26 protein-coding genes and 1 riboswitch are annotated in these 26,280 nt (G+C 44.4%); of the genes, 9 read left to right on the forward strand and 17 right to left on the reverse strand.

The features are described 5' to 3' along the window. Positions 1 to 15: 15 nt before the first annotated feature. Positions 16 to 2,091: a methyl-accepting chemotaxis protein gene (locus AACQ79_RS03090; RefSeq protein ID WP_170898365.1), complete on the reverse strand. Its 2,076-nt coding sequence runs from the start codon at positions 2,089 to 2,091 to the stop codon at positions 16 to 18. 58 nt (positions 2,092 to 2,149) lie between these two features. Here AACQ79_RS03090 and AACQ79_RS03095 point away from each other — a divergent pair, with 58 nt between their 5' ends. Further along, positions 2,150 to 2,662: a C40 family peptidase gene (locus AACQ79_RS03095; protein ID WP_170898367.1), complete on the forward strand. Its 513-nt coding sequence runs from the start codon at positions 2,150 to 2,152 to the stop codon at positions 2,660 to 2,662. Positions 2,663 to 2,673: 11 nt separating this feature from the next. On the opposite strand, the gene AACQ79_RS03100 is transcribed toward AACQ79_RS03095, so the two are convergent. Next, positions 2,674 to 3,015 carry a DUF3802 family protein gene (locus tag AACQ79_RS03100; protein ID WP_026027237.1) on the reverse strand — a complete coding sequence of 114 codons (342 nt, stop codon included), beginning with the start codon at positions 3,013 to 3,015 and terminating at the stop codon, positions 2,674 to 2,676. A gap of 404 nt (positions 3,016 to 3,419) precedes the next feature. On the opposite strand from AACQ79_RS03100, the gene AACQ79_RS03105 reads away from it, so the two are divergent. The 3 genes from AACQ79_RS03105 to AACQ79_RS03115 all read left to right on the forward strand — a co-directional run bounded on the left by AACQ79_RS03105 (position 3,420) and on the right by AACQ79_RS03115 (position 6,270). Continuing rightward, the gene (locus AACQ79_RS03105; RefSeq protein WP_017042505.1) at positions 3,420 to 4,286 is read left to right on the forward strand and encodes a fructosamine kinase family protein; all 867 of its coding nucleotides are present in this window, start codon (positions 3,420 to 3,422) and stop codon (positions 4,284 to 4,286) included. A gap of 157 nt (positions 4,287 to 4,443) precedes the next feature. Further along, a complete protein-coding gene (locus AACQ79_RS03110; protein ID WP_010320526.1) occupies positions 4,444 to 4,647 on the forward strand; it encodes a CPXCG motif-containing cysteine-rich protein in 204 nt (67 codons plus the stop codon). Positions 4,648 to 4,899: 252 nt separating this feature from the next. Then, on the forward strand, positions 4,900 to 6,270 hold the full coding sequence (locus AACQ79_RS03115; protein ID WP_026027236.1) for an MATE family efflux transporter: 1,371 nt from the start codon (positions 4,900 to 4,902) through the stop codon (positions 6,268 to 6,270). Positions 6,271 to 6,348: 78 nt separating this feature from the next. On the opposite strand, the gene AACQ79_RS03120 is transcribed toward AACQ79_RS03115, so the two are convergent. The 9 genes from AACQ79_RS03120 to AACQ79_RS03160 all read right to left on the reverse strand — a co-directional run bounded on the left by AACQ79_RS03120 (position 6,349) and on the right by AACQ79_RS03160 (position 14,191). Beyond that, entirely contained in the window at positions 6,349 to 7,191 is an 843-nt protein-coding gene (locus AACQ79_RS03120; RefSeq protein ID WP_445285853.1) for a DNA ligase, read from the reverse strand. Between the two features lie 186 nt (positions 7,192 to 7,377). Beyond that, positions 7,378 to 8,241, reverse strand: coding sequence for a patatin family protein (locus tag AACQ79_RS03125; protein WP_212756336.1), 864 nt, complete (start codon positions 8,239 to 8,241; stop codon positions 7,378 to 7,380). 157 nt (positions 8,242 to 8,398) lie between these two features. Next, positions 8,399 to 9,583, reverse strand: coding sequence for a tetratricopeptide repeat protein (locus AACQ79_RS03130; RefSeq protein ID WP_094147899.1), 1,185 nt, complete (start codon positions 9,581 to 9,583; stop codon positions 8,399 to 8,401). After that, complete coding sequence (locus AACQ79_RS03135) at positions 9,580 to 10,200, reverse strand: energy transducer TonB (protein WP_017044729.1); 621 nt, start codon at positions 10,198 to 10,200, stop codon at positions 9,580 to 9,582. Before AACQ79_RS03135 ends, AACQ79_RS03130 begins: the two co-directional genes overlap by 4 nt. Beyond that, entirely contained in the window at positions 10,200 to 10,604 is a 405-nt protein-coding gene (locus AACQ79_RS03140) for an ExbD/TolR family protein (RefSeq protein ID WP_013856855.1), read from the reverse strand. The genes AACQ79_RS03135 and AACQ79_RS03140 overlap by 1 nt, the downstream gene beginning before the upstream one ends. After that, positions 10,601 to 11,149 carry a MotA/TolQ/ExbB proton channel family protein gene (locus tag AACQ79_RS03145; RefSeq protein ID WP_013856854.1) on the reverse strand — a complete coding sequence of 183 codons (549 nt, stop codon included), beginning with the start codon at positions 11,147 to 11,149 and terminating at the stop codon, positions 10,601 to 10,603. Before AACQ79_RS03145 ends, AACQ79_RS03140 begins: the two co-directional genes overlap by 4 nt. Next, positions 11,149 to 12,489, reverse strand: a complete 1,341-nt coding sequence (locus AACQ79_RS03150; protein WP_170898372.1) for a MotA/TolQ/ExbB proton channel family protein — start codon at positions 12,487 to 12,489, stop codon at positions 11,149 to 11,151. Before AACQ79_RS03150 ends, AACQ79_RS03145 begins: the two co-directional genes overlap by 1 nt. Continuing rightward, positions 12,486 to 13,259 carry a DUF3450 domain-containing protein gene (locus AACQ79_RS03155; RefSeq protein WP_170898374.1) on the reverse strand — a complete coding sequence of 258 codons (774 nt, stop codon included), beginning with the start codon at positions 13,257 to 13,259 and terminating at the stop codon, positions 12,486 to 12,488. The genes AACQ79_RS03150 and AACQ79_RS03155 overlap by 4 nt, the downstream gene beginning before the upstream one ends. A 155-nt stretch (positions 13,260 to 13,414) precedes the next feature. After that, the gene (locus AACQ79_RS03160; RefSeq protein WP_019281017.1) at positions 13,415 to 14,191 is read right to left on the reverse strand and encodes an MBL fold metallo-hydrolase; all 777 of its coding nucleotides are present in this window, start codon (positions 14,189 to 14,191) and stop codon (positions 13,415 to 13,417) included. Positions 14,192 to 14,356: 165 nt separating this feature from the next. On the opposite strand from AACQ79_RS03160, the gene AACQ79_RS03165 reads away from it, so the two are divergent. From AACQ79_RS03165 to AACQ79_RS03175, 3 genes are all read left to right on the forward strand, one after another. Continuing rightward, on the forward strand, positions 14,357 to 15,064 hold the full coding sequence (locus AACQ79_RS03165; RefSeq protein WP_013856850.1) for a glycerophosphoryl diester phosphodiesterase: 708 nt from the start codon (positions 14,357 to 14,359) through the stop codon (positions 15,062 to 15,064). Between the two features lie 118 nt (positions 15,065 to 15,182). After that, positions 15,183 to 16,016, forward strand: a complete 834-nt coding sequence (locus tag AACQ79_RS03170; protein WP_170898376.1) for a CPBP family intramembrane glutamic endopeptidase — start codon at positions 15,183 to 15,185, stop codon at positions 16,014 to 16,016. Between the two features lie 189 nt (positions 16,017 to 16,205). Then, positions 16,206 to 17,717 (forward strand): M28 family metallopeptidase, encoded by a 1,512-nt coding sequence (locus tag AACQ79_RS03175; RefSeq protein ID WP_170898378.1) that lies wholly within the window; start codon positions 16,206 to 16,208, stop codon positions 17,715 to 17,717. 40 nt (positions 17,718 to 17,757) lie between these two features. On the opposite strand, the gene maiA is transcribed toward AACQ79_RS03175, so the two are convergent. The 4 genes from maiA to hppD are packed head-to-tail and all read right to left on the reverse strand — an operon-like array spanning position 17,758 to position 21,638. After that, entirely contained in the window at positions 17,758 to 18,408 is a 651-nt protein-coding gene (gene maiA, locus AACQ79_RS03180; protein WP_017044736.1) for a maleylacetoacetate isomerase, read from the reverse strand. Beyond that, positions 18,405 to 19,418: a fumarylacetoacetate hydrolase family protein gene (locus tag AACQ79_RS03185; protein WP_170898380.1), complete on the reverse strand. Its 1,014-nt coding sequence runs from the start codon at positions 19,416 to 19,418 to the stop codon at positions 18,405 to 18,407. Before AACQ79_RS03185 ends, maiA begins: the two co-directional genes overlap by 4 nt. A 23-nt stretch (positions 19,419 to 19,441) precedes the next feature. Continuing rightward, positions 19,442 to 20,572: a homogentisate 1,2-dioxygenase gene (locus tag AACQ79_RS03190; protein ID WP_096036405.1), complete on the reverse strand. Its 1,131-nt coding sequence runs from the start codon at positions 20,570 to 20,572 to the stop codon at positions 19,442 to 19,444. Further along, positions 20,565 to 21,638: a 4-hydroxyphenylpyruvate dioxygenase gene (gene hppD / locus AACQ79_RS03195; protein WP_170898382.1), complete on the reverse strand. Its 1,074-nt coding sequence runs from the start codon at positions 21,636 to 21,638 to the stop codon at positions 20,565 to 20,567. Before hppD ends, AACQ79_RS03190 begins: the two co-directional genes overlap by 8 nt. Before the next feature lie 559 nt (positions 21,639 to 22,197). On the opposite strand from hppD, the gene AACQ79_RS03200 reads away from it, so the two are divergent. Continuing rightward, a complete protein-coding gene (locus AACQ79_RS03200) occupies positions 22,198 to 23,304 on the forward strand; it encodes a M20/M25/M40 family metallo-hydrolase (protein ID WP_170898384.1) in 1,107 nt (368 codons plus the stop codon). 68 nt (positions 23,305 to 23,372) lie between these two features. Here AACQ79_RS03200 and AACQ79_RS03205 read toward each other — a convergent pair whose 3' ends face one another. Both AACQ79_RS03205 and AACQ79_RS03210 read right to left on the reverse strand, forming a co-directional pair. Further along, positions 23,373 to 24,107: a chromosome partitioning protein ParA gene (locus AACQ79_RS03205; RefSeq protein WP_088732462.1), complete on the reverse strand. Its 735-nt coding sequence runs from the start codon at positions 24,105 to 24,107 to the stop codon at positions 23,373 to 23,375. Positions 24,108 to 24,130: 23 nt separating this feature from the next. Then, positions 24,131 to 24,289, reverse strand: a complete 159-nt coding sequence (locus AACQ79_RS03210; RefSeq protein WP_010319274.1) for a hypothetical protein — start codon at positions 24,287 to 24,289, stop codon at positions 24,131 to 24,133. 358 nt (positions 24,290 to 24,647) lie between these two features. Further along, positions 24,648 to 24,741, forward strand: a riboswitch (glycine riboswitch). A 123-nt stretch (positions 24,742 to 24,864) separates the two neighbouring features. Here AACQ79_RS03210 and AACQ79_RS03215 point away from each other — a divergent pair. After that, on the forward strand, positions 24,865 to 26,244 hold the full coding sequence (locus tag AACQ79_RS03215; RefSeq protein ID WP_010319275.1) for an alanine/glycine:cation symporter family protein: 1,380 nt from the start codon (positions 24,865 to 24,867) through the stop codon (positions 26,242 to 26,244). Positions 26,245 to 26,280 lie beyond the last annotated feature (36 nt).

A 26,280-nucleotide genomic window follows, 5' to 3' on the forward strand; every position in this document is an offset into this window, starting at 1 on the left:
TTCGCACTGGATAAGCTAGTTGAGCGTATATTTATGCAACATAGCCTGCTGTTCACCCGCAACTTCAGCTACCTGCTCTGAACTTTCGACCATGGCTTCAAGCTGTAATTTGGTTTGCTCGCCTTGCGATGAAACATGGCTGATAGATTGGCTTACATCGGCCGTCGCTCGCTCTTGCTCTTCTGTTGCAACGCTTATCTGCTCAACTCGAGCACGAATCTGTTCCACTGCTTTTTCTATCTGCTCAAATGTTGTTTTGACTTCTTGACTCGATTGCAGCGCATTACTCATCTCTTGGCGCGAATCCGATACCGCTTGACGAGAGCGCTGCGTTGCATTGGTGAGCTCATTCATCATGTCCCGGATATTGGTGGTTTGCTGTGATGTATCGCTGGCTAATTTGCGTACTTCATCGGCTACAACCGCAAAACCACGCCCTTGTTCGCCAGCTCTTGCTGCTTCAATCGCGGCGTTCAACGCCAGTAAGTTGGTACTGTCAGCAATACCGCTGATCATATCCACCATCTCGCGAATTTTCTTCACGCGCTGGTCAAGCTCGTGCATTGCTTCATCGTTTAAATGCAGTGTATTTTCAAGAGATTCCAAGCGAACACGGTTTTGTTCCACTACTTTCACCCCTTGCGTAGAAAACTGGCTGGCAGCCACTGATTCTTCATAAGATTCACTGGTCACAAGCGCGATATTCCGAATCGCCGATTCCAACTCACTCACGGTGGAAACCATGTTAACCAACGAATCATTTTGTGCGGCTAAACTGCGGTTGGATTTATCGGCTGCATCGTGACTGGTTTCGGCATTTTGGTAGAGCATTTCACAATTGCGCGTTACGGTAGAAATTGAATATTTTGTTGATTCAATAACTTGGTTTAGTTGTAGAGCAACTTCTTTAAATTCACTCGGGCCAATCAAGCGAGCGGGTTGAGAAAAATCGTGTTGAGTTAATAATGCAAGCTTGGCCAATAAGTTATTCAGCCCCAGCTTTAGCCAGTGGCGTAACCCTAGCCATGCTAGTAAAACCAAAGCGACCAGAATAATGCCGCCAGTATATTGTACTTGCTTAACCATTAGCATTGCGTCATGAACCACGTTCTCACTGTGTTTGATCAACTCACTTGCGGTGGCAGAAATCGTATTTAGCAGTGCTACCGTGTCTTTGGCTAGCTGCGCAGCTTGTGCCATTTCTTGTCGCTGCTGCTGTGCTTGCTCAATTTTATTTAAGATCAGTGCCAAGATGCCATGCTCAACAAAACCCGCTTTAACCATTTCATAAGGTGCCGTCAGGCTCGCAAACTCTATAACATCAGGATGCCACTCTTTGAAATCATCAAAGGCTAGCTCAATTCCCGCCATGCGATTACGGATTTCCTTAAATTGCACTTTGGCCTGTTCAGGATCGTTTTGCATCATTAACAGTAAGAAGGTACTTTCCATCGAACTTGCACTGGCAATAAAGCGGTTAGCCGCATCCATCGATTCCGGGTTATCTAATGCGAGAAATGAACTGATCCGGTTCATCTCCGGTCCAATGGAGCTTAATCCGTAACGAAACGCGGTGGCGGCGTTATCGATAGCATTCTGCTGTTCAAGCAAAGAGGCCTGCGTTGATAAAATAGAATAGGTGAGCTGCTGAAAAGCCGCACTTTTGCTGCGTAACGACACTTGATGATCTTGAGTAATCGCGTTACCGATACGAGTAGCGATGGAGAAAAGCTGGTCAGTAAGTTGGTCCGTTTGCTGGTTCAAGTGGCTTAATTGCTGGTTTACCGCTTCTAATTCTGCCGATTCCGTTGTGCGAATGCCATCTCCGAGAGATTGTACTTGTTCTAATATATTTTGCGTCAACCTTGCATTATTTAATGCCAAAGGTAGTGTTTGTTCAGACAATCCAGAAAACTGTAGCCCTACCTTATCGATGCTTTTTAAACTGGTGATGGATAAAAGGATCACCAGTAACGTCATCGTGATGAAAATGGCACTGATGGTTTGAATCAACGACAGTGAATGTCGGTTATTTATTGAGGAATTCATGATAAATGCAACTAAGTGATTAGAGAATGTGTTAATGCTCAACCATAGTAGGAATGCAATATTTCAAAAATGTTTCAGTTACATTTCATTGGGATGATAAATGATTAAAAGTCCAATACTCTTCGCATTATCAATAACTAGTGTACTAACGGGTTGCGTAGGATCTCCTATTTCGTCCAATTCTGGCCCTGCTTATGTTACTCAAGAAGAGATTCTGTCAATTGTCCAAGATAAAGACGATGGATTAGGCACGGTTTTTCAGCGCTGGCAAGGAGTGCCGTACCGATTAGGTGGTGAAACATTGAACGGAGTCGACTGCTCAGCATTTGTGCAAATAGCGTTTAAAGATGTATGGCAGATCCCTCTACCACGAACCACACGCTCACAGAGTGAAACGGGTTTTGAGGTAAATTATCAAAATGCGCAGCGCGGGGATTTGGTCTTTTTTAGAACATCAAGGACGAGCAATCATGTTGGAGTCTATCTAGGAGACAAAAAATTCATGCACGCCTCTACGTCTAAAGGTGTGATGATCTCAAGAATCGATAACCCCTATTGGGCTTCTAAATTCTGGCAATTTAGGCGGATTATAAGCCCGCCTAACTCTGATTAGTCATACTTCAATTAGTCGTACTTCGCAACGGCAGTATCGAACAGATTCTTCACTAAGGCGATGTATTCATCAAGAAAAAGGATCTGTTCATTGGTCGCAGGTTTACTCCAAACACCCGCCAATACTTCACCAAGATCTTCCACTACAGAATCGGCTTCTTTGAGCAACTGGAATCGAACACTGGAATGTAGCTCAGGGTTTTGTTCAAAAATAGCCATGATGTTGCTTGAAACCATGTCGGTCACAACATCTTCTACACTTTCAGCGCCAATATCTCCGCCTGATGTGAACACATCCATATTAAAAGAGAGATGCTCTATCAGAGCCAAATAACCATCGGTTTCTACAACCACTTTAATTCTCCGCTTTACCGCTAAATTGCTAGTAATCACTGTACCTTCAATAATACTAAGCCATGTCAGCCCATTTTCACAGATTTGATAGTTTAGACGTTCAAATTTCCCGCGATTTCTTGATAAGCATCTATTTCACGAGCATTTATTTTCCCCAAAGTAGGATACGCCATCCTATAAATTGGGTTACTAGCACCTAAGCAAGATCAACTTATGGAAAATATAGCGTTATTTTTAATACTATTTCTGTATTCGCATCTGCAAATTCTTGCACTTAATCACATTTATGAGCATTGGTGCTCCCTCAAAAGGAAAGTGGCTAAATTATGTGTCACGCACTTCTGAAATATTCGTAACCATGACCTAAACTACGAATTATTAAGTAAATCAAGGCAGAGGTCGTTATGTGGCAAACTCTCATTCAGCAGTTATCCGATACGCTCATGTTTGAATTTAACCCTGTTGAAAAAGAAAAAGTCAGCGGTGGTGACATTAGTGATTGCTACATGATCAGCGATGGTGAGCAACGCTATTTTGTTAAAGTGAACACACGAGACTTCTTAGCTAAGTTTGAGATTGAGGGTGAAAACCTACGTTCGCTTCGTGAAACGTCAACAGTACAGGTTCCCGAGCTAGTGATGATTGGAACCAGTAAAAATCATGCTTTCATTGTTCTAAACTATCTACCAACCAAACCCCTAGATAACGCGACGAACAGCTATGAGTTCGGTGTACAACTGGCCAAACTGCATCAATGGGGAGAACAAAAAGAGTATGGGTTTGATGCAGACAATTATATTGGTTCCACTTTGCAGCCAAATCCGTGGGACAAAAAATGGGGTCGTTTTTTTGCGGAACAACGTATCGGCTGGCAATTGCAATTGTTGCGTGAAAAAGGAATTGAGTTGTTCAATATCAGCGAGTTGGTCGACGTTGTCCAATCTCGCTTAGCTAACCATAGCCCTCGCCCATCTCTGCTGCATGGAGATTTGTGGCATGGGAATGTGGCAAACTCTGTATTTGGTCCAATTTGCTACGATCCCGCCTGTTATTGGGGTGATCGTGAATGCGATATCGCAATGACAGAGTTATTTGAAGGTTTTCAACCTGAGTTTTACCAAGGTTATGAGAGTATCTTACCTTTGAGTTTGGACTATGTGGAACGTAAAAATATTTATAACCTCTATCATGTCCTCAATCACTACAATCAATTTGGTGGCCACTATCTGGTCGAAGCGGAAAGTTTGATCAAGAAAATCCTCTCCTTTTAACGGTGTAAATAACCGAGCTGTATAGACAACAAATGAGCCTTAATAAATGGCTCTTTTGTTGTTTTATGGGCCAATTCAAAGTTTGAACTTAATTTGCCACTTAAAGGAACTTAGCGACTTAGTATTAAGGTATCTCCAAGGATGTAAGGAAAGAGATATGAAAAATTATACGGAAAGAATGGTCAACTGCCCTCACTGCGGTCATTCCATTAGGATCACCCTAGATGCATCAAATGGTAGCCAAGAGTTTTATGACGATTGCCCCGCCTGTTGCCATGCGATTCATCTCAATATGATGGTCGATGAACGTTTAGACAAAATAGAGTTGTTTGTTGATGCCGATGATGAACAAATCTTTTAAAAAGTGAGCGCTTGGCAAGCGCTCTTCTTAATGGTTACGTGCAACACGCCAAGCCCCCCTATCTAGCCTAATCAAGCTTTGTCTGAAATAGATTTCACCGCATATAGCGCGACGAGCAACCTTCCAAATAAACATTAGGTAATTTCATCAGTTTTTCATGGAGCTTAGTGTGACATTTCTTTATCATCCATGCCTACGCGATAAGTTGATTATTGGTCGCGATTTTTGCTTGTCCTTCCTCTGGAGATATTTGTGCATCGTTATAAACAAGAAGCTTCAAATTTAATCAAATTGGCAACACCTGTGTTGATTGCCTCTATTGCTCAAACTGGAATGGGCTTTGTAGATACCGTCATGGCAGGTGGTGTGAGTGCGATTGATATGGCTGCGGTATCGATCGCAGCGAGTATTTGGCTACCTTCGATTCTGTTTGGTGTTGGGTTGTTAATGGCGTTGGTTCCTGTGGTAGCGCAACTCAACGGATCAGGGCGGCAAAAGAAAATTCCTTTTGAAATACAGCAAGGCGCAGCGCTAGCGTTGTTTGTCTCTATTCCCATTATTGGTGTTCTTTTTCAAACTCAATGGATTTTGGGCTGGATGGATATTGAGCCGTTGATGGCTGAAAAAACTAACGGGTACATGTACGCCGTGATGTTTGCCGTACCTTCTTATTTACTATTTCAAGCATTGCGCAGTTTCACGGATGGTATCTCACTGACGAAACCCGCCATGGTGATTGGTTTCGCGGGCTTATTAGTTAACATTCCACTTAACTGGATTTTCGTATACGGAAAATTTGGCGCACCAGAGCTAGGCGGTGTGGGTTGTGGTGTGGCGACGGCAATTGTCTATTGGTTGATGTTTTTTATGCTGCTGTTTTATGTCGTCACTTCTAAACGCATGGCGCACATTAATATCTTTGGTGAATTCCATAAACCACAATTGAAAGCGCAAATTCGCTTATTCAAGCTTGGTTTTCCTGTGGCGGCAGCGATATTTTTTGAAGTTACTCTATTTGCTGTGGTCGCATTGTTGGTCGCTCCACTCGGTTCATTGGTGGTGGCGGCTCACCAAGTCGCTTTGAATTTCTCATCATTAATTTTTATGTTACCAATGAGTATCGGCGCGGCAGTGAGCATCCGTGTTGGCCATAAGCTGGGCGAAAAAAATATTGAAGGGGCAACCATCGCTTCACAGGTTGGCTTGTTAGTCGGTTTATCTACTGCAATTATCACGGCGACGTTAACGGTCCTATTTCGTGAATATGTGGCTTTGCTTTATACGGAAAACCAAGCCGTTGTAGCCATGGCGATGCAGTTGCTTATTTTTGCGGCTATTTATCAATGTATGGATGCGATTCAAGTCGTTGCAGCAGGAGCGCTACGTGGTTATAAAGACATGACGGCTATTTTTAATCGTACCTTTATCGCTTATTGGATGATTGGCTTGCCAACGGGCTATGTATTAGCAATGACAGATTTCATTGTCGAACCTATGGGTGCCAGTGGGTTCTGGATAGGATTTATCGTTGGCTTATCTTCTGCTGCTTTAATGCTGGGTATCCGCTTACACTGGATGCATCAACAAGCCGATAGCGTGCAACTCGATTTTGCATCGAAATAACAGCTTGATTCTCTGAATTTCAACGTGGCGAAAAGGCGTTGTGATGCAATAATAAGGTCAGACATTGTCTGGCCTTATTTATATTGCTGGCCTTTCTCTCATAAAACGTGCAAATCTTGGTTTTCCTTCTGCAGTGAGATCATTAAAACGAAAAGTAATAATGGATCCGATCTTTGGCGGATTATTTCTGATCTCATCAGAAAAACCGCTGCCGATATAGAACTCAACACCGTTTTCTAAGCGCACTAGCACTGATCCCATCATACCTTGGTACTTGCCAGAACCCAGTTTATAACCAATGACCGTAGCTTCAGCATCTTGGTGTTTTTTAAGCTTAAGTAAATCGTTACTGCGGCCGGCTTGGTAATGGGCATTAATTTTTCGCAACATCACCCCTTCACCCTGCCCATCACTTACGTTGTCTAAATACCCAAGCAGCTCTTTTTCTGAGTGAATTGGTGAATGTTCAATATAGGTAATGTGCGGAGCATTCATAAGTGAGGATAAGTGGATAAGATTGCGATATCGCTTTTGGTAGTCACCGATCGCTTCGGGCATATCAAACAGCATAAAGCGGATGCTTTGCCACGCTTCATCGGTTGGTATGGTATCCAATACCGTTTGTTGAACGTGATGAAATTGACCTCGTCCAGCCCAAAGCTCTCCTTCTAATGCTTTATTAGGTAATGGTGCAGTAAACCAAGCAGGCGCATTTATCTTATTACCATTACGCGTATGAAGATATTGTCCATTCCAGACGGCGCGAATTCCATCCAGTTTTTCACTTTTCCAGTACTCAGCAACATCAATGCCATGTTGGTAACTATTGGCTGCTGTGACCGGAATAAACATCTGAGAGTTTTCCGTTGCAGTGACAGGAATTGTGTTCAATAAAGCGATGGAGAGTAGCGATAGTTTCAGTTGCATGCCATCAGGCTCGATCAATCAAAATGTGGTACATACTTAGCACGTGCCACTCATATGAAAACCATAAACAAGATAAATTGCGATGAAATTCATACTCAATCATCTCTAAAAAACAGCTTATTACATAGACAGTTACGACATGTAGATAGTGTTTTATCAGCCTTTTAAACCTAAGCGTTTTTAGGCTGCACGTGTGTATTCAAGCCACTCCAAATGATTTTGCCCTGCTTTTAAGCCCATGTCATAGCCTATGTTGAGCAACGGTAACTTCATCGTCAATCTCTTAACGGGAAACCCTTCAGGTGGCGCGATTACTCGGATGATGGCATCAGAAGGTGGATTGCGAATAAATTCAAGTGATTGGTTGTAATGTTTCGCACGAAATAGCATTGATTTAGCCATATTTGGATGGCGTGAAAAGAGTTTTTTCATCATCCACTTACTTTTAGGGGGCGACATGATATAGCTAAGTGGATGTGATAAAACAACCGTAATATCTCGTGCTCCACGGCGATACGCTTCTTTAACAGGGATCGAGTCAGCAACCCCTCCATCAGTGTAGCAACCACCATGGAAACAAGGCGTATGCTTATAAACTATCGGTAGCGCGGATGTGGCCTCAATGGCCGTACTCAAGTTTTCTTGAGTCACTCGATAATAATCGGCTTTACCCGTTTCGATATTGGTTGCAACGGCAAAGAAAGGGACTGAGTTAAACAGTTTGTCTTCATCAATCGGATAACGTCGGTTGGACTCATCGATTAGCCAACGCACATCGACGAGATTTCCCCCCTTAATAAAGCGAATTGGGTTAAAAAAAAGACGGTCGGTGGCAAGCTGAGTTACAACGTGATAACTGCGTCTCGGTTGCTTCGCAAGGTAGCTGATTAAGTTTGAAGCTCCAGCTGAAACACCTAATACAAAATCAAATGGGTTATGCTGATGGTGTAAAAAACTATCCAAGACTCCACTGGCAAAAATGCCGCGCATCGCACCACCTTCAACCACTAACGCTTTCATCATGATTCTCTCTCTGTACTTCATCGTTAAACGTTATGGTACGGAAAAAATCAGAAAGACAATAATAGGTTCTCTTTATCACTAAGATAGGCAAAACCGAACCAATGTCAGTCTTGATAATGACGATTCAAAAATCGTAAAAGGTCAGACGCCTCATCATCGGGCAGATGAGGCGCTATGATCAGATATTAGCAGTTTGCGCTTGCTGAACTTTTTGTAAACGAGAAAGGAATTTGATCCATCCTTTGGCATGGCTTGATGGGTTTAGGTTTTCAGCTTGCTTGGCTTGGTATAGAGCATTATCGAGTTGATTGAGTTTGTACAGCGCATGAACTCGCGCTAACGCGACATCGGCTTTTTTCTCGCGCGTGGTGACTTTATCCAACGCCTGTAACGCTTCTTTAAATTGCCCTTGCTGGTTGTACAGCAGCGCCACTTGCCAATAGTATTGCTCATCCTGTTCAGCTGCTTTTGTCCATGTTCTGATCGCGGATTGCCATTCTTTGGCTTGCTGCCAGTAAGTGGCTTGCTCTTTCAGTAAAGTTAAGTCTTGATCAGCATCAGATAATGTTTGCAGAACTTGCGCCGCACGTTCTGGAATGCCATTTTGCGCATACAACTGCGCGAGCAAGTGTTTATCCTTATCGGTTAATTCCACACCTTGTAATTTGGCTAACGCTAGACTGTTTAATGCTTGACGACGCTGATCTAAACGCAGATGTAAACCGACCAACTGTCGCCACCAACTGGCTTGGTCAGGCTCCAGCATGATCAGTTTTTCTAAAGTTGGAATGGCCGCCTTCCATTGTTCTAGCTGAAGCTGCGCACCTAATTTAAGTGACAGTGGGTTTTTAGTATTAAGTGGTGTCACGGTTTGGTATTTATCCAACGCATGCAGCACTTTTTTCCATTGTGCAATTTGGTAGTGGGTTTGTGCGATACGCAACCACAGATCGTCTACTTTCTGTGAAGGCGGAACGGATTTCAATAATTGGTAGTAGTGCGGTAACGCCTTTTCAAATTGTTGTTCATTGACATACAGATCAGCCAACATACGTTCGGTGGTCCATGCCTGCTCATCTTGCAGCTCTCCACTCTCTACAGCGTACTTGATCTGTTTGACTGCCGCTTTGGGCTGACCACTTTGCCAATAAAACACACCAAGCATCCGGGCGACAAATGCTTTATCATAAAGACGTGACGTTTCAACACTGCTCAGTACCTCAATGGCTTGAGTGAGGTTCTCTTCTAATGCAAATTGCTGTGCTTTTTGCACTTTCAGGACTGTTGTCGCACTTAATTCGCTCGCATTTAAAGAGAGCGAGCCGATAACAAGTGATAAGCCAATCAATATACGTTTCATCATTTGGCAATTTTAAACTCCACAGTCACGGTTTGTCCCGGCTGCTCAATGGCTTTACCGTCGACAATCTGAGGTTGATACTTCCATTTTTTCAGCGCTTGCATCGCTTCACGCTCAAACATACGTTTAGGATTGGCATCGACGACATTGATGTCGACGGCTTTTCCTGTTGTATCAATGGTAAAGCTTAATGTAACGAAACCTTCTACACCTCGCTTTAGGGCTCGGCTTGGATAAACAGGCTCGACACGATATAACGGCATTGCTTGCTGGTTTGAGCCAAAATCACCAAAGGTTGGTGCGCTAATCGCCACCCCATTAAGCGCGGTATCCAAACCCAAAGCTGGTAAACTAGTGAGTGATGTAGCGGCCGTAGCAGTAGTTTGTGACTGTGTCACTTGTGCTTGCGGTGGCGGCTCAGGCAACTTTAAAGGTTCCGGAACGCTACGTTGACGACGCTGTAAATCGTGTTCTTGTTCCATCATCACCATGTTAAATCGCAGTGCTTGAGTTGGTTTTACAGCGTGTTGGTTACCGTTATCCACCATCCACGCCATAAAACTGAACAGCGCCAGCGAAATCGCTCCTGCAATTGGCAAAGCAAGCAGTAAACGTCCCATTAACGCTTCTCCGCCGCCAATGCGATATTTTTCACTCCGGCCCCTTTGGCCGCATCCATCACTTTAACAACCGTACCGTTATAAGCATGTTCATCCGCTTGAATCACTAACGCCGCATCTGGTTGTTCGAGTAGCAGATGTTCTAGGGTGGCCTCTACACGTTCAACATCAATCAAGCGTTTGTCGATGTAAATATCATTGGATGCATTGATAGCGACAAAAATACCCGCATCTTTCTGACTCACCGCGTGAGAAGCTTGAGGACGGTTAACCTCAACACCTGATTCACGAACAAATGAGCTGGTGACAATGAAAAAAATCAGCATGATAAAGACGATGTCGAGCATCGATGTTAAGTCTATCTGCGCCTCATCATTTCTTGGCTGGCGTCTGCCTAATCTCATCGCAAACTCCTTAACGATTTTTCTAATTTTAATTCAAGTAGATGACACTTTTTTGCAAGACGAGCATGCACAAACATGCCCGCAAGGGCCGCGACCATTCCGGCCATTGTCGGTAATGTGGCCAATGAAATGCCAGATGCCATCAATTTAGGATCGCTACTGCCTTGATTTGCCATCACATCAAACACAGAGATCATTCCGGTGACTGTGCCGAGCAGCCCTAACATTGGGCAAAGTGTGACGAGCAGTTTGATCATGTTAAGGTTGTGGCGCAGCATCTGCTGTGCTTCACCAAGCCAACCCTCGCGAATGGCATGGGCATACCATGAATGGTGTTCCGCGCGTTGATGCCATTGCTCTAACCACCCTTTTCGATATTTAGGAAAGCTCAATACCACAAACAGTACGCGTTCGATGATCAACAACCAATAAAGCGCCACCACCCCAGCTAGCCACCATAAGACGATACCCCCTTGCTGCATAAACTGCTGCAAGGTTGTTAGCCAGTCATTGCTGAGCAGTGCGCTTGGCAATACGCTGTTCATTACGCCGCATTCCTCATTGAAGCTTGGCATTCTTGCTCTGCTTGCGCAGCAACGAGGCCAATCCCCTGTTTTTCTAAAATAGAGCGAATATTTTCCGCTTGAGAGCTTAAGATATTATGAGCTAATAATAGTGGAATCGCAGAGACTAAACCCAGAACGGTAGTCACCAAGGCCATTGAAATACCGCCCGCCATTACTTTTGGATCACCGTTACCAAATTGTGTGATCACTTGGAAGGTTTCAATCATGCCAGTCACCGTACCCAATAGCCCAAGCATCGGCGCAATCGCAGCTAATAACTTCAGCATCGATAAACCTTTTTCCAAATGCGCTTGTTCATCGACCACCGCTTCCAGCAAGCGCAGCTCCAACGCTTCTACGCTGCGATTTTGCTCTTTGTTATAGACGCTGAGTACACGCCCCAATGGGTTATTACCAATTTTCTGTACATCTTTAAGCTGCGCTTTGATCTTGTGGTGAGTCATCACCAATGCGAAGCCGCGATAGAAAGCAATGATTAAACCAATACCAAGCAGTACCAAAATGATGTTACCAACCGCACCACCCATTTGTAGCCGTTCGGCTAATGTTGGTGTAAGGGCTAGCTGTTCAAGCATGATGCCACGCGAAGGATCGACCACTAAGCTTTCGATTTCCCCCGTATTTAGGCCAGAGAAAATCGGTCCATTGTCCGGTTGTTTCAAATAAGCGGTGGCGGCTTGTTTATCCCCGTTCCATTTGACATAACCTTGCTCCGTCACCAAACCAAAGGTTCCAATACGATAAGCGGCCACATTTTGCGTGACACCGTCACCATTGATAAATGCGATCTGAACGCGGCTTAGCTCACCACTGGCGATGATCTGTTCAACATAGCTGTGCCATAACCCCGTCAGCTGCGGCATCGAGGGTAAAGATTTTGCGGCAACAATTTCTTGTACCCGCGATGTATACTGATGGCGATCAACCGCAGTGATGGAAGATTCCAATTCACTGCTTAATGCTTTGGCATTTTGGCGTACCACACCAAACAGCTCTCCAAGGCTTCCTGTTTCTAAGCGAAGCTGCTCTTCTAAACGTGCTAGTCGGTTTTCATTATTACTGAATTGCGTGCTTAGCTTATCCGCTTGCGCTTGTAAATCTTGGCGCTGAGCTTCTAGCTCTGCTTTGGCGCGGCGTAGCTGCTGTTCGGTTTGTTTAAAACCCGCTTCGCGTTCGATATTGTGCTGCTGCTGCTGTTTGTTTTCCACTTTGGCGCTGCTGACTAATTCCGTAGAAGCAAAGCTGTTGAAAGCCAATAGTGTTAAACAGAGTGATGAGAGAGAGAAAACCATCTTCATTTGCTTTGCCCCTCTACTAACTCAAGTGAAACAGGAATCGTCATTAAGTTTGGTGTAATTAAATTGTTGGCCATTTTGAAAGCGGTATCTAAATCGGCATATAGCCCACTATCGACATCGGTCCACTGGTGCGAGTTTTGGCTCCAGCTCCAATACTGTTTGCCATTTAAGCTACGAGCCACCAGCGATAAACGGCCAACGTATAAAATGTCAGCTTCAATGGTTTTGTTTTCATTGAGCACCACTGCGCCTTGATAAACACCCAGTTTAGTCCCGTAATCAATTTCGATTTGGTACGCTTCAAGAATACGGCGGTATTTTTCAGCATCGCTGACATCCGATCGTACCATCATCGATTCCAGCTTTTCTAAACGCTCTAAACGCGTTTCGCGCTTTAATGGTTTGTCGTTTTCGATTAGGGTACGTAGCCCGTCGATCATCTGATACATCAAAGGAACGATGCCTTGGCGAGTCAGTTTTATCTCATCAATTTGTGACGATAGACTTTGCGCTTCCTGATTCTGGTTTTCCACCAGCGATGCCAAGTGATTACGATAAATAGTGAGATTTTTCACTTCTTCTTTTAACTGATCGATGTCAGCTTGCATCAGCAACGCTGATTGAGAACTGTTATTGATGTTCTGTTGGCTGGCGACTGAAGCCGAATTGGTTTTATTTTGGATGGCATTCGCTTCACTGAGTGTAGAAGCATTTACTGCGAACAAACTGGTAGTCGCCACCAAGGACAAGCTGATTTTTAAAAGATTCATAGACGTTATTCATTACCTTCAACGAAGTGTTATCACCTTGTTGATAAAAGCTCTCATTATCATCAAGGATCGCATTCTAACGATTTTTTCCGGTGCAAACAACCACAGTATGCGGCGAACACTCTTTGCTGATGAGTTTTAAAGCCACCTACCCTTTATTTACCTTTGCTGACCCCAAATTGCCAAACAGACTTCATTAAACTTTTGACTTTTATTTTGACCACTCGCCAATGTGTGATGGGCCGTATAGGTGCGGTATTTAGCAGGTGTTGGTAGGTTTTTTCGCTCAAACGCCCCTCTTTGCCGTGTGCAAGAAGCAGTGTTTCTGGGTTGAGCTTGAAGATCCGTTCAAGTGACTGGCGATATTGATTGGGATGGAAAATAGGAAAAGGGGCAATCAACTGCTTTTTCACTTCAACCATTAAATCGGCAACATACACAATGCCTTGTTGTGCATGGTAGACAGACAAATCTCGGTCGGTATGCCCTGGAGTTTCTAAGATTTGCCATTCGTTAAAATGAGGAATAGTGTCGCCATCGTTGAGCTTAATGTCAGGCTTTAAGACACGTGGATACCATAAATTCTGCCGCGGGCGGCCTAGGCGATTCGCCATCCAACGCGCAAGCGCAAGATCGGCTAGATGCATAAAAAATCCGTCCAAACCACAATACCAATCATGATCTTTATTGGCAGAGATAATTTTACAACCCGTTAATGCACGCAATTGATGAGCCGCCCCAGCGTGATCTGGATGCATGTGAGTTACCACAACGGTATGAAGATGAGAAAAAGGACGGTTCAGTTCATTCTCAATGAAGTGCTGCAACGTAGGTATGTCTGCTCGACTTGCACCGTCTAGCAGTAATAATCGTTCTGGATATTCAGCCAGATACATATTCTGAATATAGCCTTTGATCGTATGTAGCTTCACCGTTATCCCTACTTGACAGATCAGACCTCCTGCCTGATGTTGGATAAGCATAGCATTAGCGAAAGTGATGTCCAAAGCGCGTCGTCTCTCATTTCCATCAATTTGAAGACAAAATAGAAGGCGCGCGCTATGCTGAGCCGGTTTTAATTGTGTGGAGATAACGCTATGAAGCCTATGATTATTGGCCACCGCGGAGTGGCCGGCCATTACCCTGAAAATACGCAAGTGAGTGTGCAAGCCGCTATTGATTTAGGCCTAAAGTGGGTTGAAGTGGATGTGCAACCGACTCAAGATCACATATTGGTTGTTTGCCACGATCACACCATTGATCGTTGCAGTAATGGTAAAGGGCGCATTGATTCTTATACGCTTGAGCAATTACAACAGTTCGATTTTGGCGCTTGGTTTGATCCTCAATTTGCAGGCGAACCCATCATGACATTAGAGACGTTGCTGACACTCGCAAAGCAGCACAGCCTTGGTTTAAACATTGAAGTCAAAGTGGATAAACACGATGTTGCTCAAGTCGCTGCTCAGCTTAAAGCGCAACTGGATCAATGTGGATTACCAAATGAACAGATTGTTCTCTCCAGTTTTAGCCACGCTATCATGCGCGAGCTTTATCAGCATTGTCCGGGTTATAAATTGGCGGTGTTGAGCGAGCGATTAACGCGTAAAGATAAGCAAGTGTTAGCCGAAATTGACGCCTTTGGCTGTAACCTTAACTATCAATGGATCAGTGCAAAGCACATTGCCGAGTTACATCAAGCGGGTTACCAAATTTGGTGCTACACGGTGAATAATCCGAAAAAGTTCAAACATCTCAACTCAGTTGACGCCATTTTTAGTGACGATCCACAGTGCTTTTTGTAAGCCTGCAAGCGTTTAGCTGACTGGTAGAATCTCTTTATTGAGAATGATTCTTCATAATGCGCCACTCTTCCACTCTGTCATCACTCAATAATATGGATGATTTCCTAAGGTACTCTCTATGATACTTGACTCATCGTTATGGATTTGGATCCCGCTGCTTTTTGCCGTTATCTTCAGTTTTCAAAAGCAGTTACGTCCAGCATTCACCTTGCTAGCACTGTCGTTAGTGGGCGGATGGTTCACAGACCGATTATCGTTAATGGCCCTGCTGTATGTCGCCATTGGATTATGTGGTGCTTATTACATTCCACAACTGAAAGGCCGCTGGAAATGGTTTGCTCATGGTGCGTTGCTATTATGGGCAATTGCACTGCTGCTGCATGCTATTCCAGGTTTTAATAATCCTAAAGTGCTGGATAATGTGGTTGCTGGTGCAAATAGTGCCCCCTTTCGTCTCTACTTGAACCTAGATAAACCTGTGGTATTTTTTGCTTTGCTACTCGCTTGGCCGCCACTCCTTGGCAACCATCAAACCATTCGTTGGGCCGCGATCGGTAAAGTGTCGATTCCTCTTTTTGCTTTGCTTTTTGTCGCATGGGCGCTTGGCGCGATTAAGCCCGAGTTATCTTTACCGACTTGGTGGTGGCTCTTTGCTCTCAATAATTTGCTTTTAACCTGTGTGGTGGAAGAAGCATTTTTCCGGGGCTATTTACAAAAAGCCGTGAGTGAAAAATTCGGTCTATGGCTCGGTATTGCGCTCGCTAGTACCCTATTTGGTCTTGCGCATTTTTCTGGCGGCGTGACTTTGGTTCTATTTGCCACATTAGCTGGTATTGGCTACGGCGCGATCTATCATCTAAGCGGGCGTTTATGGACGGCTGTACTCTTCCACTTTCTCTTTAATTTTTCCCACCTTATTTTCTTCACTTATCCAGTATGGGTACAGCGTTAAAACCTTTAAGCCAGCTGAAGTTTTCGCTGGCTTTTTTCTTTTTATCAGTCGATGAAATACCTTATTGATAGTTTAGTGACAACCGTTATGAACAACTGAGTATAAAACGAATTGTTCTCATTATTCCTATTTTTGGCCTAGGGTTTATGGTCAACGTCATGTTGATAATAATACTCCAGGGAGGAGAGAATGAACCAGAAACAAACGTTATTGGCGATTGCGCTAGCAGGCTGTTTCAGTACCGCTTATGCAGAAGAAAAGGTGTGGATTTCCATTGGTGGTGACGCGACGCAAACGGCGCTTCGCTCTGGAGCCCAAAGCCTATTACCTGAAAATCTTATCAATCAAACATCAGTATGGGTTGGGCAAGTACCAGTAAGCGAGTTGGCGACGCTTTCACATGAAATGCACGAAAATCATCAGCGATGTGGTGGTTATATGGTCCACCCTTCTGCACAAAGTGCGATGAGTGTCAGCGCAATGCCGCTGAATCTAAACGCTTTCAGTGCACCGGAGATCACTCAGCAAACCACCGTTAATGCTTGGTTGCCATCAGTATCAGCGCAACAAATCACCAGTACCATCACCACCTTAACCCAGTTTAAAAATCGCTTTTATACTACCTCGACTGGTGCTCAAGCATCGAATTGGATTGCAGATCATTGGCGCTCACTCTCTGCGTCACTGCCCGCAAGCAAAGTAGAACAAATCACACATTCAGGCTACAACCAGAAATCGGTAATGCTCACAATTACAGGCTCTGAAAAACCTGACGAATGGGTGGTGATTGGCGGGCATTTAGACTCGACACTTGGTTCTCGAACCAACGAAAGCAGTATTGCGCCGGGTGCGGACGACGATGCATCAGGTATCGCGGGCGTGACAGAAATCATCCGTTTGTTGTCTGAGCAAAATTTTCGTCCTAAACGCAGCATCGCTTTCATGGCTTACGCTGCTGAAGAAGTGGGCCTTCGAGGTTCACAAGACTTAGCCAATCGTTTTAAAGCCGAAGGTAAAAAAGTAATGTCTGTGATGCAGTTAGACATGACTAACTACCAAGGTTCACGCGAAGATATTGTCTTCATAACCGATTACACTGACAGTAATTTTACCCAGTATTTGACACAACTATTGGATGAATATTTACCGTCATTAACCTATGGATTTGATACCTGTGGCTATGCCTGCTCTGATCATGCCTCTTGGCATGCGGTTGGTTACCCAGCTGCGATGCCTTTTGAATCCAAATTTAATGATTACAACCCTAATATTCATAGCCCGCAAGACACTCTGCAAAATTCCGACCCAACAGGATTGCATGCGGTGAAATTTACTAAACTTGGATTGGCTTATGTGGTTGAAATGGGTAATGCCTCAACACCGCCTACACCGAGTAATCAACTGAAAAATGGCGTACCTGTGAACGGTTTATCGGCCAGCAGAAATAGCAAAACCTGGTATCAATTTGAACTGCAGGAAGCGAGCAACTTGAGTATTGTATTGTCAGGGGGAAGCGGCGATGCCGATTTATACGTTAAGTATCAAACTGATGCTGATCTACAGCAATACGACTGCCGTCCTTATCGCAGTGGCAATAATGAAACGTGTCAGTTCTCCAATGCTCAACCGGGCCGCTATTCTATTTTGCTGCATGGATACAACAATTACAGCAATGCAAGTTTAGTGGCGAATGCTCAATAAACAGCGCAAAGAAAAGCCAGCCGCAAGGCTGGCTTTTCGATTAACTCTCAGCATCGGGCTGGTTTTCTGGTGCAGCGGCAATAAACGCCGGATGAGCACGAAGCTCAGCAGTGATTTGTTTGATGATCGGAAACTGCGCCATATCAAGATTAAAGCGCTCCGCGTTATACACTTGTGGTACTAAACAAACATCCACTAAGCTCAGTTGATCACCAACACAGTACTCCCCTGATACTGTCGCCAATTTCTTTTCCAAGGCATAAAACCCCGTGGCTATCCAATGCCGATACCAGTCTCCTTTTTGACTTTCATCTACGTCCAGTTCACGCGTTAAATATTGTAAAACTCGTAGATTGTTCAGTGGATGAATATCAATAGCAATGTCTTGCGCCAGTGCTTTAACCTGATATTTCTCTTTACCTGATAGCGGAACCAAACGTACTTGGGGATACTGGTCATCCAAATATTCGATGATGGTTAACGACTGAGTAATGCAATGTCCGTTATCTTCCAGTACCGGAATTAACTCACTCGGATTGAGAGCGCTAAACTCGGCTGAATGTTGCACTCCGCCCTCCTTAACTAAATGGATAGCAATCGACTGGTAATCGAGCGCCTTGAGGTGAAGTGCGATGCGTACTCGGTAAGCGGCTGAAGAGCGCCAATACCCATATAACTTGAGGCCACTCATGACCCTTTCACCACGCGTTGATCGATTAAACCAAACAGGCTGTTCCCTTTATCATCACGCATTTCTAACGTTATCCTGTCACCAAATTTCATAAATTCGGTACTTGGTTTACCGTTCCGAATGGTTTCAATCATCCGCACTTCTGCAATGCATGAATAACCGACTCCCCCTTCAGCAATCGCACTGCCAAAATCGGTTCCCTGTTTATTGGAAACTGTACCAGAGCCAATAATAGTGCCCGCGCACAAGGGGCGCGTTTTTGCTGCGTGAGCAATTAACTGTGGGAATTCAAACGTCATGTCCACGCCAGCATTGGGGCAACCAAATGGTTTATTGTTATAGGTTGATAGCAATGGCAGGTTGAGTTTTCCGCCGTCCCAATGGCAGCTTAGTTCATCGGGTGTCACAGCGACAGGAGAGAATGCTGAAGACGGTTTGGATTGAAAAAAACCAAATCCTTTAGCAAGCTCTTGAGGGATCAAACCACGCAGCGATACATCATTTACCAACATCACCAATCGAATCGCTTGCGCCGCTTCACTTGGGGTTGTACCCATTCTGACATCATCGGTGATCACGGCCACTTCGGCTTCAAAATCAATTCCCCATGCTTCATCTTGCATTTGAATGTCATCACGCGGTCCAAGAAAAGCATCCGAACCACCTTGATACATTAACGGATCACTCCAGAAGCTTTCAGGGATCTCCGCTCCTCGTGCTTTTCGTACTAACTCAACATGGTTGACGTAAGCAGAACCGTCGGCCCATTGATACGCTCTAGGCAGCGGCGAATGACACAAGGTTTGATCAAACGGCATCTCTTGCAGCAATTCGCCTTCATTCAGCGCCGTATAAATTTCGCTGAGCATCGGTGCGGTTTCCTGCCAACGGTCTAGGGCTTGCTGTAAATGCTCGGCAATCTCAGGCACAGCAACGCATTTTGATAAGTCATGGCTGACCACGACCAATAAACCATCTCTTGTGCCGTTTTTTAGCGTAGCTAACTTCATGTCACTTCCTTATTCTTATTCGTTTATTCGCTCTTCCAACTGTAGACGTACTGTTGATTTTCAACCTGCTGCGCCGCCTCACTAAAGTGTAATGCATGCCGCGTATCAATCATCACTGCCACTTCATCGGTAAATTTTTTCTTATACTCTTGCCCAGCTTGGAACGCTTTCGGATGTGGGCCATGAGTAAACCCGGCAGGATGAAAAGTGACCATGCCAGCTTCAATATTATCGCGGCTAAAGAAATCACCCGCATGGTAGAAGAGCACTTCATCGTAATCATCATTGTTATGATAAAACGGAACCTTTAAAGCGCCGGGGTCACTCTCAATCGGCCGAGGCACAAAGGTGCAGACCACAAAACCTTGGCCAACAAAGGTTGTGTGAGCGGAGGGCGGCAAATGATAGCGATGCGACATCAACGGCCGAATGTCTCGCCAGTTGAGTTTCACCACGGAAAGATCACCGTGCCAACCTACTGCATCCAATGGGTTAAATGGATAAGTAATGACGCTGATTTTCTCATGACGTTTTAAATGAACTTGGGTGGTCTTTTCTGAATACTGCGCTTTAAACTCTGGGTTAATCGACGGGACTTGCAAAACCGCAGGATCGAATATGGCGTGGTTCCCTACTAGCCCTTTTTCTGGCAAAGCATACGCCGCATCCGTATTCTCTATCATTAGAATGAACATCGGCTCACTTGGCTCAAGCCGCCAATTGGTTGAGCGCGGGATCAACACATAATCCCCTTGTGAAACGCTCAAGTGTCCGTAATCGCAATAAAAATCAGCGCTTCCTTGATGAATAAAAAGTAACTCATCACCATCGGCGTTACGCACTAAATGATCCATCGCTTGAGCCAGCTTCCATACTCGGACTTTACATTGTGCATTATGCAATAGATGCGGCACGCTCCACGGTGAACTTTGTTTGGCTTGCTCGATCAAATTAAAATTAAAGGCTCTCGGCCTTAACTCACCTTGCCATTCACTCCACCCAGTCGGTGCATGTTGGTGATGGAAATGGGCCGCAGGGCCAAAAAAGCCACTGCGTCCTGCTTCTCTTTCATAGATGGCCTCTTGCGGGAAGTCGGCATGAGCTTGGTTTGAACATACCCCTTCTCGATGAGGAAATGTGATCCATTTATGCATCGCTGAGTACTCCTCGCCGAATTTGATCTTCTTCAATCGACTCAAATAACGCTTTGAAATTACCTTCCCCGAACCCTTCATTGCCTTTGCGTTGAATGATCTCAAAAAAGACTGGGCCAATGACGGTTTGAGTAAATATTTGCAGCAAAATTCCATCTTTCATCGGTGCGCCATCAATCAGGATCCGCAGCGCTTTTAACTGATCAACATCTTCTTGATGCCCTCCAACTCGATCATTGACTTTTTCGTAGTAAGTATCCGGTGTCGGCATGAAATCCATCCCTCGCTCGCGCAGAGTACGTACCGTCTGGTAGATATCATCAGTGGATAAAGCTATGTGTTGGATCCCCTCACCATTGTATTCACGAATAAACTCTTCTATTTGTGATTTATCGTCAGACGATTCATTGATTGGGATGCGAATTTTGCCGCAAGGCGCTGTCATTGCACGGCTAACTAGCCCCGTTAGCTTCCCTTCAATATCAAAATAGCGAATTTCACGGAAGTTACCGATCCGCTCATAAAAGCCAGACCAAACGTCCATGTGGCCTTGTTTGACGTTATGCGTTAAGTGGTCAATTTCGAACAGACCAACATTGGCGTGAGTCATTCGTTGATTGGCATCGGCATAGAACTTGAAATCCACATCATAAATGCTCTGGCTACCATAACGATCGACAAAATAAAGCAAGCTATCGCCAATTCCATAAATCGCGGGAATACTCAGTTCCATCGGGCCAATTTGTGTTTTGTATTCTCGCCCGCCATTTGCCTGCACATGCTGCATGGCGACAGATGCATCATGAACGCGAAACGCCATCCCACACACTGAAGGTCCATGCACTTTGGCAAACGCTGCAGCTTGGCTATGGGGTTGAGAGTTAACGATAAAATTGATATCCCCTTGACGATATAACCACGCCTCTTTTGAGCGATGTTTGGCTATCTCAGCAAAGCCAAGAGAAGTAAACAGCTCTTTTAACTGCGCGATTCCAGCGGGATCAGCCGCGGTGTACTCCACAAATTCAAAACCGTCTGTTCCCAATGGGTTAAATGTTGAGGTCATCTCACGCTCCTTTTTTGTTAACGCTTGTGTTGAGTATTGCGAACATGGCGTAATTTTCAGCAAAAATGAACCCTATAACAAAAAACGGTTTAGCGGAGAACAAATAGTGTCAATGTAATTAAAATGTTACACAAATCTATTAATGAGCAGTAGGATAGTAAATTAGCGAATTTCACAGAGATGATTTGTTTTTATTTGACTGAATACTAAGCACTTTTACTTAATTGGCCACGTTAATCACAAGTCAATCATAACCAGTTGATCAGTAAGATAAATAGCACAGCGTAACATTTTAGCTACATTTATCAAAAGCCGACACTGCCTCCGGCAAAAAACACACAATCGGGCGAGGTGTTAGGCGCACATGATTTTTATATGTCGAGCTACACGAACAAAACATTAGGCCAACACAAGTGAATCATTAAGTTAAAAACAATAGCCATTGGCTATATATAAGCGAAAAATTCGGTTGTTTTGTCGTGCTTCTTTGATTTATCGCAGAACATCGCGTCATCCACACGCGATATGGTATGGCTTCTGTTTCCTACGAGATAACAAAATGACCATGATAAATGAACAGCGCTTGGTTGAGCACTTTCTACAACTAATTCAAATTGACAGCGAATCTGGTAACGAAAAACAGATTGCAGAAACGCTGTCTGAACAATTGGGTGAGCTTGGTTTTTCAGTCCAAAAACTGCCCGTACCTGAACATGTTTCCAATGGCTTTAACCTTTATGCTCGCCTAGCAGGACAACTCGATGACAGTGTCGTACTGAGCTGTCACATGGATACCGTCAAACCGGGGATTGGCATTACACCCGTCATTGAAAATGGCGTCATTCGCTCTAACGGTGAAACAATTTTAGGCGGCGATGACAAATCGGGTATTGCGGCCATTATGGAGGCGATCCGAACGATTAAAGCGCAAAAACAACCTCATAAAACCATCGAAATTGCATTCACCGTCCATGAAGAAGGCGGGCTACAAGGCTCCAAACACTTTGATATGTCTCATATTCAATCGACTAAGGCGATTGTACTCGACACTGGTGGTCCAATAGGAACCATCGTTAAAGCCGCCCCAGGGCAGCAAAAAATCATCGTTAATATCAAAGGCAAACCCGCACACGCAGGCCTTGCTCCTGAAGAAGGTATTAGCGCTATCGCCGTCGCGGCCGATGCGATTACCCAAATGAAATTGCTGCGTATTGATGAGGAAACCACGGCGAATATCGGCCTTGTTCATGGCGGTGGCGCAACGAATATCGTCATGCCTGATCTTAGAATTGTCGCTGAAGCCCGCTCATTGAATGATGATAAGTTGAGCCTACAAGTTGAACATATGGTGTCAACATTTCAGGCCGCGGCGCACAAGCATGGCGCGCAGGTTAAGATTGAATCTACTCGTGCTTACAACGCCTTTGTATTGGATGAAGAGCATCCGCATATCGCTGCGATCAAAAAGAGCTTTGAATCGGTTGGGATTGCACCAAAAACCAAACGTACTGGTGGAGGCAGTGATGCAAACAACTTTAACGAAAAAGGATTAGTGACCGTCAATTTGTCAACGGGCATGGCGAAAGTTCACACCACCGAAGAGTATATTGCGATCAGTGATATGGTGAAGATTGCAGAATTCCTAACAACGTATTTGACCGAATAAGCCTTACGATAAAACAGGCCTCATTTTCGCGAGGCCTGCTAAAGAAACATTGGTGGGATTTGTATAAATTATAAGCCTATATTTTCCGTTAACGCTTTGATTTGTTCTAAATCCATGCGGTGAACTTGGATCATCTGATCGATTTGGCTAATTCTTGAATTCGCTTCATCTTGCTTATCACATGCGTCTGATTTTGCATCCCACGACTTACCTTCTAAGTAGACATCACAATCGGTTTTGAGCGTTTTTAGCTTCGGTACTAAACTTTCTTTCTCTTTTTGCAGCGCTTCTAACTCTTGCTTAATTTTCAATTCACGTTGGAACAGTTCGCGTGAACGTTCAAAAATCGTTGCCTGCATATCGGCTTGCCGATTTAATTTAGAATTTTTGTTCTCAACTTGCGCTAGTGTATTTTCCTGTGTATTAAGTTTCGCTTGCAGCGCTTTATTTTCTGCCATTAATGCTTGGTATTGGCTTTGCGCTTGATCCAGCTCTTGTTGATACTGCTTTTGTTGCTCTTCTAATGCTTGTTGAAGTTTATTTGCTACTTCAGCGTCGACACTGGCGACTTTTAATTGCACTTTTTCAGCTAATTGGCTTTTATCTTGGGTGAGCTGTTCATATTTTTCTTCTAGCTGATGGTATGTTTTTTGCCAGTTATTCGTGGTGATACTTGAACCGATTAAGCCACCTAATGCTAACCCCAACACCCCTGCTAACGCGATGTAGACGTAGGTGCGTTTGTCTCGTTCTTCAATCACTACGACATCGTCTTGTGCATCAATGTCCGTCTGTTTGTTCACTCTTTCGCTCCTATCTATCTATCTCAGCGAGTTAATTCAGTAATCACAATTGAGGCAGCATAAATGACAAAAGCAGTGAGTAAAGAAACCACCACACCTTTTTGCAACTTTTCGTTGGTACGATAACGAATAAAAATAAAAGCAATGGCGATCAATAAAATAATGGTGATGAGTCGTGTCATTAGCCTATCCTCTCACGTAGTGTATATCATTTATAACACGCGATAAGTCAGAAAAAAGTAGAACAATCGACAACAAGCGTAAAGTTTTCCCCCCTAATCCAACGTTTACGTCTATAAATGGTTAACAAACCATCAAACGGCAGCAAATTGAGATCAAAAGCACAATTTTTCTTGTCTTGAAAAACGCTTTATGTAACATATCTCGCCTTGATGGTAAGCGCACTTATCATCAGTTCCGATGAAGACTGCAGGAGAGTAGCCTTAGTTTATTCAAAGTATGAGTAAACAGGCTCGCCGAAGAAGTAAATCTTTCAGGTGCTAATGCTCTCTCTTATGAGAGCTGGCGAGGACTGTAGTTGGAGGAACCTCTGGAGAGAACCGTTTAATCGGTCGCCGAAGGAGCAAACCCTATTTGGGGTGAAACTCTCAGGCAAAAGGACAGAGGAGTGGAAAGTTACAATCATAAATAGGTGTGGTTTCTTCACCACTGGCCTGCTGTGATCTTTTTGTGGGATCTTTTCAGATTACTGCCCTTTCCCTCTTCTCCTTAACTGTCGTTTTATTAAGGGGAACTAATGAACAACCTGCAATCTATTCTTGAATCTATAGACAACTTTGTCTGGGGACCACCACTTTTAATTTTATTGGTCGGTACAGGCATCTATTTTACGTTTCGTCTCGGTCTTATCCAATTTCGACATTTACCTACCGCACTTAAGATGTTGTTTAGTAAAGACAAAGACGCCGGTAAACAAGGCGATGTATCAAGCTTTGCCGCCTTATGTACCGCACTTTCCGCGACGATTGGAACCGGTAATATCGTTGGCGTAGCGACAGCGATTAAGCTCGGTGGGCCGGGCGCGCTATTTTGGATGTGGTTAGCCGCGCTGTTTGGTATGGCGACCAAATACGCTGAATGTTTACTGGCAGTAAAGTATCGTCAAGTGGATGACAAAGGCCAAATGGTTGGTGGCCCGATGTATTACCTGCAATATGGCGTGGGCTCGCGAACTTTGGCGGTTTTATTCGCCCTATTTGCCATCGGCGTCGCTTGTTTCGGCATTGGTACATTCCCACAAGTCAACGCGATTTTAGATGCTACTGAAATCTCTTTTGGTGTGTCACGCGAAATATCAGCAGTGGTTCTAACGCTGTTAGTCGCATTTGTCACGGTCGGTGGTATTCAATCAATTGCAAAAGTGGCAGGGAAAGTGGTACCTGCCATGGCCCTTTTTTACATCCTTGCGTGTTTGAGTGTGATCATCAGCAACAGCGATCAATTACTCACGGCCATCAGTTTAGTTATCACTTCTGCCTTCACTTCCACAGCCGCTACTGGTGGTTTCTTAGGAGCGAGCATCATGCTGGCGATTCAATCAGGGATTGCGCGCGGTGTATTTTCTAATGAATCTGGTCTTGGCAGCGCGCCAATGGCTGCGGCGGCAGCGAAAACTGACTCTTGCGTAAAACAAGGGTTGATTTCAATGACTGGCACTTTCTTTGACACCATCATTATTTGCACCATGACCGGGCTTGCGCTGATTTTAACTGGCGCATGGCAAAGTGATTTTTCTGGTGCTGCCATGACAACCTATGCATTTGCCGTGGGCTTAAATGCGCAAACCTTGGGCCCGATGATGGTCTCTATTGGTTTGATGTTTTTTGCTTTTACGACGATTTTAGGCTGGAACTATTACGGTGAGCGCTGCGTGGTGTTTTTGTTTGGCACCAAAGCAGTGATGCCTTATAAGCTGATTTTTATCGGTTTGGTGGCATCAGGTGCGTTCTTGCACCTTGATATGATTTGGATTATTGCTGATATCGTTAACGGTTTAATGGCTATCCCTAATCTGATCGGACTAATCGCATTACGCCATATTGTGCTTGAAGAGACCAAGCTGTTTTTTGAAAAACAGTCAGCACCTTTTACGCGTGATGCTCAAACCCAACATTAATCATTTGCCAGCCGATAAGCATGTGGCAGTGCTTAT

This window comes from Vibrio sp. 3-2(1) (assembly GCF_963887575.1).
GTDB classification, from domain to species: Bacteria; Pseudomonadota; Gammaproteobacteria; order Enterobacterales; family Vibrionaceae; genus Vibrio; species Vibrio anguillarum.